Here is a 6,412-nt window from a genome sequence, read left to right as displayed (position 1 = left end):
AGTTCATGGTCCGCAACACCTATATCTACCCACCCGAACCGTCGATGCGGATCATCAGCGACATTTTCGGCTATACGTCGCGCGAGATGCCCAAGTTCAACAGCATCTCCATTTCCGGCTATCATATGCAGGAAGCCGGCGCGACGCAGGTGCAGGAGCTGGCCTTCACCATCGCCGACGGCATCGAATATGTGAAATATGGCGTGGCGTCGGGCCTAGACATCGACAAGTTTGCCGGGCGGCTGTCCTTCTTCTTCGCCATCGGCATGAATTTCTTCATGGAAATCGCCAAGCTGCGCGCGGCGCGAGTCCTATGGCATCGGGCGATGACGCAGCTTGGCGCGCAGCAGGAGAGGTCCAAGATGCTGCGCACCCACTGCCAGACGTCGGGCGTGTCCCTGACCGAGCAGGATCCCTATAACAACGTCATGCGGACCACCATCGAGGCGATGGCCGCGATGCTGGGCGGCACCCAGTCCCTGCACACCAATGCGCTGGATGAGGCGATCGCCCTGCCAACCGACTTTTCCGCCCGTATCGCCCGCAATACCCAGTTGGTGATTCAGGAAGAAACCGGCATGTGCAATGTCGTCGATCCGCTGGGCGGCAGCTATTATGTCGAGGCGCTGACCCAGCAGCTGGTGGACGCCGCGCAGGAGATCATTGATCGGGTCGAAAACGAGGGCGGCATGGCCAAGGCGGTCGCCGCCGGCTGGCCCAAGGCGATGATCGAGACGGCAGCGGCTGCGCGGCAGGCCCGCGTCGATCGCGGTGAGGATGTGATCGTCGGCGTCAACAAATATCGCCGTGCCAACGAAGACCTGCTGGAGACGCTGGAAGTCGACAATAGCAAGGTGCGCGAAGCGCAGATCGCCCGCATCAATCGCGTCAAGGCAGACCGTGACGAAGCGGCCTGTGAGGCGGCGCTCGACGCCCTGCGCGCGGCGGCGGCCGGCCCGCAGAGCATCGAGAATAACCTACTCGCTCATGCGGTCGAGGCCGCCCGCGCCCGCGCGACGCTGGGCGAAATATCCTCCGCCATGGAGGACAGCTTCCAGCGCTACGGCACGCAGCCGACGCCTGTGAAAGGCGTCTATGGCGCGCCGTACAAGGATGACAGCCGCTGGCAACAGGTTCTCGACGGCGTGCAGGCCGTCGAACGGCGCCTCGGTCGAAGGCCCAAGCTTCTCGTTGCGAAGATGGGCCAGGATGGACACGACCGGGGCGCCAACATCATTGCATCGGCTTTTGGCGATATGGGCTTTGACGTGGTGTCCGGACCACTGTTCCAGACGCCGGAGGAAACGGTAGTGCTGGCGCTGGATAGCGGCGTCGATGTGGTTGGTGCCTCCAGCCTGGCCGCCGGGCACAAGACCTTGATTCCCGAACTGATCGCCAAGCTGCGCGAGCAGGGCCGCAGCGATATCAAGGTGATTGCGGGCGGCGTCATCCCGCCGCAGGATTATGACTTCCTCCGTGACGCGGGCGTCCAGGGCATTTATGGCCCTGGCTCCAATGTCGTGGAGTGCGCCGCCGATGTGCTGCGCCTCCTTGGCCACAACATGCCCCCGCTGGAGGAAGCCGCGTGATGAATAGCCCTGAAACCCCATCTCCGTTCGGTTCGAGCTTGTCGAGAACGGATGCACAGGGTTCTGGACAAGCTCGAACCGAACGGGAAGGGGGAACTCCACGCACCGACTGGACCCGCGCCGAAATCGCTGCGCTGTTCGACCTGCCTTTCAACGACCTGATGTTCGATGCGCAGTCGATCCATCGCGCCAACTTCCCGCGCAATCAGGTGCAGTTGTCCACTTTGCTGTCGATCAAGACCGGCGGCTGCCCGGAGGATTGCGGCTATTGCAACCAGTCCGCCCATGCCGAAAGCGGCCTCAAGGCCGAAAAGCTGATGAGCGTGCAGGCGGTGATGCAGGCGGCGGCGCAGGCGAAGGATGCGGGCAGCTCGCGCTTTTGCATGGGCGCGGCTTGGCGCAACCCCAAGGATCGCGACATGCCAGCCATCGTCGAGATGGTGAAGGGCGTGCGCCAGATGGGCATGGAAACCTGCATGACGTTGGGGATGCTGAGCGAAAGCCAGGCGGACATGCTGGCCGACGCGGGCCTCGATTATTACAACCACAATATCGACACTTCGCCCGAACATTATGAGAAGGTCATCACCACGCGGACCTTCGACGATCGGCTGGTGACGCTCGAAAATGTCCGCAATTCGGGCATCAATGTGTGTAGCGGCGGCATCGTGGGCATGGGCGAGACGCGCGAGGATCGCGTCGGCTTCCTGCACGCGCTGGCCGTTTTGCCCCGCCATCCCGAAAGCGTGCCGATCAACGCGCTGGTTCCGGTCAAGGGCACGGTGCTGGGCAATATGCTGGCCGACACGCCGCTCGCGAAGATCGACGAGATCGAGTTCGTGCGCACCGTGGCAGCCGCGCGGATCGTGATGCCGCAGAGCATGGTGCGGCTCTCCGCCGGGCGCGAGAGCATGAGCGAGGCCTGTCAGGCGCTCTGCTTCATGGCAGGAGCGAACAGTATCTTCACCGGGGACAAGCTGCTGACGACGGCGAATGCGGGCGACAATGCGGATGCGGCGCTGTTCGCGAAGTTGGGCGTCGTGCCGATGCAGGCCGAGGTGAAGGTTGAGTTGGAGGCGGCGGAGTGAAATTCGCGCCCACCCTCGTCACCCCGGATTTAATCCGGGGTCCGGCTTCTTCTTCGCCGCCGCGCGGGAAGAAAGCGGGATGCCGGATCAAGTCCGGCATGACGGGTGTGGGTCAGGTGGGCGTATGACCGGCGGTAAAGTCATCGCTCTTTCTTGGCTGACTTTCGCTGCGCTTATCCTGAGCAGCGGATCAGCTTGGCTCGGTTGGTATATTGCTGTGCCTGTTCTGCTCCTATGGCTGATCGGCATTTACTTCATTCTTCGGCGAAAATTTTCTCGCTGACACACAACATCCGTTTGCCCTGAGCTTGTCGAAGGGCTGCACTTCTTTCCGAAGTGAAGAACGGGGCTTCGACAATCTCGGCCCGAACGGCTGATAGTATAGGACTGGGATAGGAAATAGAATGGCAATCACCAAGATCCTGATCGCGAACCGTGGCGAAATTGCGTGCCGTGTCATGCGCACGGCTAAGAAGATGGGCATTGCGACCGTCGCGGTCTATTCCGATGCCGATGCGCGCGCGCCGCATGTGCTGATGGCCGACGAAGCCGTGCATATCGGCCCGTCGCCCGCCGCCCAATCCTATCTGCTGGCCGACAAGATCATCGAAGCGTGCAAGGCGACCGGCGCCGACGCCGTCCATCCCGGCTATGGCTTTCTTTCTGAGCGCGAGAGCTTCCGCAAGGCGCTGGATGCGGAGGGTATCATCTTCGTTGGCCCTCCCGCCAATGCCATCGCGGCCATGGGCGACAAGATCGAGTCCAAGAAGCTGGCCAAGGAAGCGGGCGTCAACGTTGTCCCCGGCTTTGTCGGCGTCATTGAGGACACAGACCATGCCGTAAAAATCTCCAACGAGATCGGCTATCCGGTGATGATGAAGGCCTCGGCCGGCGGCGGGGGCAAGGGCATGCGGCTCGCCTATAGCGAGCAGGATGTGCGCGAAGGATTCGAGGCGACCAAGCGCGAAGGGCTGGCGTCCTTCGGTGACGATCGCGTCTTCATTGAGAAGTTCATCGAAAGCCCGCGCCACATCGAAATCCAGGTGCTGGGCGACCAGCATGGCAATATCGTCTATCTCAACGAACGCGAATGCTCGATCCAGCGCCGCCATCAGAAGGTGGTCGAGGAAGCGCCATCGCCCTTCGTGTCGCCCGAAATGCGCAAGAAGATGGGCGAGCAATGCGTCGCGCTCGCCCGCGCCGTCGGCTATTTCAGCGCGGGCACGGTCGAACTGATCGTGTCGGGCGAGGACAAGACCGGCGACGGCTTCTACTTCCTGGAAATGAACACCCGGCTTCAGGTCGAACACCCTGTCACCGAAGAAATCACCGGCGTCGACCTTGTCGAACAGATGATCCGGGTCGCCAATGGCGAAAAGCTCGCCTTCGGCCAAGCTGATGTGAAGATCAACGGCTGGGCGATCGAGAACCGCGTCTATGCCGAAGATCCCTATCGCGGCTTCCTTCCATCGACCGGCCGCCTGATCCGTTACAATCCGCCGGAGCAGGGCACGGACGAGACCGGCGCGAAGGTGCGCGTCGACGATGGCGTTGCGGAAGGCGGTGAAGTCTCGATGTTCTACGATCCCATGATCGCCAAGCTGGTGACATGGGCGCCCACGCGCCTCGAAGCCATCGACAAGCAGATCGAGGCGCTCGACCGCTTCGAGATTGATGGGCCGGGGCATAATATCGATTTCGTGTCCGCGCTGATGCAGCATGAGCGCTTCCGTTCCGGCAACATCACCACCGGCTTCATTGCCGAGGAATATCCCGAAGGCTTCAAGGGCGCACCGGCGTCTCCGGAACTGCTGCGCCAATTGTCGGCCATCGGCGCTTTCGCCGCGATGGCGCAGGCTGATCGCGCCCGCCGGATTGAAGGGCAACTCGGCAAGCGGTTGTCCCCACCCACGGGCTGGCAGGTGAAAATCGGCGATGCGGTCCACGATGTCGTGATCGATGGAGACCATGTCACCGTCGATGCCGAAAGCATCGACATGGCGCTGGAATATACGCCGGGCGATCGGCTGATCGAGGCGGAGTTCGGCGACAAGATGCTGGCGGTCCGCATCGCATCGGCCCGGTCCGGTTTCGTCCTGACGGCGCATGGCGCAAGCCATCGCCTGCGCATCCTGCCTGCGCATGCTGCGCCCTATGCTGCGCATATGCTGGAAAAGGTTGCGCCGGATCTTTCAAAATTTCTGATTTGCCCGATGCCCGGACTGCTGGTCGCGCTCAACGTCAAGGAAGGCGACAAGGTCGAGGTCGGCCAGCCGCTTGCCGTCATTGAAGCGATGAAGATGGAAAATATCCTGCGCGCAGGCAAGGCGGGTACGGTCAAGAGCGTGTCGGCCGCGCAAGGCGAAAGCCTGCCGGTGGACGCGGTGATCCTGGAACTGGAATAGGCCAGGCGTCGCAAACGGCTCGACGCAGGAGTCGTTTGGGCGGACATGGATTGCCCGGCCTGCCCCCTCGACGGCGAAGGCGCAGCCCGCTATCCGCGTCGCGATGCATGGCTATATCGCTCCGCTTCGGCTGCGCCTGGATGGCGACGCGCTGGTGTCCAACTGGCGCTGGCTGGCGCGGATGAGTGGCCCGGCGGCGTGCGGCGCGGCCATCAAGGCCAATGGCTATGGGCTGGGTGCGGAGGAGGTCATGCGCCGCCTTACGCACGCGGGCTGTCGCGACTTTTTCGTGTCCAATTGGGGGGAGGCCCTGGCGCTTGAGCCATTGATGGCGGATGGCGTGCGCCTGTCCGTGCTGCATGGCGTGCGCGACGAGGATATGGCAATCGCCACGACGTCGCGCGCGAAGCCCGTTCTGTGCGCTCCCGCGCAAATCGCACGGTGGCGCGATGCGGGACAAAAGTCCTGCGACGTCATGATCGATACCGGCATGAACCGACTCGGACTGGACTGGCGCGGGGATGCGGCTGGAATGCTGGACGGGCTGACCATCGAGACGGTCATGAGCCATCTCGCTTCGGCCGACGAAGAGGTGGCGCTCAACGCGGTGCAACGGGATCGCTTCGCACAGATTGCCCTTGGCGTCCCGGCAGAACGATATAGCCTGGCCAACAGCGCAGGCATCTGCCTGAACGCCGATTATCGGTTCGACCTGACACGGCCGGGAATCGCGCTTTACGGCGGCGTGCCTCATGCCAAGGCAGCCGGGCATATCCGCCAAGTCGTGCAGCCGCAGGCGCAGATATTGCAACGGCGTCGGCTGATCGCGGGAGACAGCATCGGCTATAATGCGACCTTCACCGCAGAACAGGATCATGAGGTGGCCATTTTGAACCTTGGCTATGCCGATGGGTATCTGCGCGGTTTTTCCGGCACGGGTGCGGCGAGCGTGGCGGGCATTCGCCTGCCAGTGCTGGGACGGGTGTCGATGGACCTGGCGGCGATCGATGTCAGCGCCGTGCCCGGCCTATCCGAAGGAGACTGGGTCGATATCGATTATGATCTGCCGCACGCTTCCGCCGCGTCGGGCCTGTCGCAATATGAGCTTCTGACAGGGCTTGGCGCGCGTTATGACCGGCTGTGGGCTTGATGCCGCGGGGCGTCGCCAAAGCGCATCTGCCGACGAAGACGTGCCCGGTCTGCCAACCCCCCTTTGCCTGGCGCAAGAAATGGGCGCGGGACTGGGAGAGCGTCATCTATTGTTCGGAGCGGTGCCGGCGGTCCAAAATATCTTGAAAAAAAAGGCCGCCAGGTTTCGCCCGGCGGCCTT

5 protein-coding genes are annotated in these 6,412 nt (G+C 62.6%); all 5 read left to right on the top strand.

Annotated features, from left to right (window positions below; all coding sequences use genetic code 11):
* Positions 1–1,589 (top strand): methylmalonyl-CoA mutase family protein (locus B2V90_RS22955; RefSeq protein WP_293923214.1); only part of this gene is annotated, 1,589 nt, incomplete at its 5' end.
* Complete coding sequence (bioB, locus tag B2V90_RS22950) at positions 1,589–2,677, top strand: biotin synthase BioB (protein ID WP_293923212.1); 1,089 nt, start codon at positions 1,589–1,591, stop codon at positions 2,675–2,677. The genes B2V90_RS22955 and bioB, both read left to right, overlap by 1 nt.
* A 404-nt stretch (positions 2,678–3,081) precedes the next feature.
* Positions 3,082–5,082, top strand: coding sequence for an acetyl-CoA carboxylase biotin carboxylase subunit (locus tag B2V90_RS22945; protein WP_228222810.1), 2,001 nt, complete (start codon positions 3,082–3,084; stop codon positions 5,080–5,082).
* Positions 5,083–5,185: 103 nt separating this feature from the next.
* Positions 5,186–6,232, top strand: a complete 1,047-nt coding sequence (alr, locus tag B2V90_RS22940) for an alanine racemase (RefSeq protein WP_228222809.1) — start codon at positions 5,186–5,188, stop codon at positions 6,230–6,232.
* The gene (locus B2V90_RS22935) at positions 6,232–6,378 is read left to right on the top strand and encodes a DUF2256 domain-containing protein (RefSeq protein WP_228222808.1); all 147 of its coding nucleotides are present in this window, start codon (positions 6,232–6,234) and stop codon (positions 6,376–6,378) included. Before alr ends, B2V90_RS22935 begins: the two co-directional genes overlap by 1 nt.
* The last annotated feature ends 34 nt before the right edge of the window (positions 6,379–6,412 follow it).

Source organism: Sphingobium sp. UBA5915, assembly GCF_002431195.1.
Lineage (GTDB): Bacteria > Pseudomonadota > Alphaproteobacteria > Sphingomonadales > Sphingomonadaceae > Sphingobium > Sphingobium soli.
Note: the sequence above shows the minus strand (reverse complement) of the source record. Positions and strands in the feature narration are given on the sequence as shown.